Annotated in this window: 1 protein-coding gene; it reads right to left on the bottom strand. The window is 63.7% G+C overall.

Features of this window, described 5'->3' with window-relative positions:
• On the bottom strand, window positions 1-535 hold a 535-nt coding region (locus ACK8GG_RS21275; protein ID WP_440357100.1), incomplete at both ends, for an FG-GAP repeat domain-containing protein.

Raw genomic sequence — 535 nt, 5'->3', positions numbered from 1 at the left:
ATGATGTCGTCTTTGCCGTCTCCGTTGACGTCGCCGAGGGCGGGGAATTCGCCGGCGATGGAGAAGTAGTCGTGCCATTTGATGGCGGTGCCGGCGAAGGATGTTCCGGTGGAGAGGGCGACGTAGACGTCGGCGTTGGTGTCGTGGGTGAAGGTGATGATGTCGTCTTTGCCGTCGCCGTTGACGTCGCCGACGGCGGCGACTTCGGCGGCGGGGGCGAACCAGTCGTGCCATTTGCTGGAGGGGGCGAACGAGTTTCCGGTGGAGAGGGATACGTAGACGTCGGCGAGGGTGCCGTGGGTGAAGGCGACGATGTCGTCGCGTCCGTCGCCGTTGAAGTCTCCGGTGAGCAGTGTTTCGCCGTTGAGGCCGAAGAAGTCGTTCCATTTGATGGAGGTGCCGGCGAAGGATGATCCGGTGGAGGTGGCGACGTAGGCGTCGTTGAGGTTGCCTCGGGTGAAGGTGACGATGTCGTCTTTGCCGTCGCCGGTGAAGTCGGTGGGTGATCCCCCGAGATAACGGTCCGCCCCCGGCC

This window comes from Melissospora conviva (assembly GCF_049523535.1).
GTDB classification, from domain to species: domain Bacteria; phylum Actinomycetota; class Actinomycetes; order Mycobacteriales; family Micromonosporaceae; genus Melissospora; species Melissospora conviva.
Note: the sequence above shows the minus strand (reverse complement) of the source record. Positions and strands in the feature narration are given on the sequence as shown.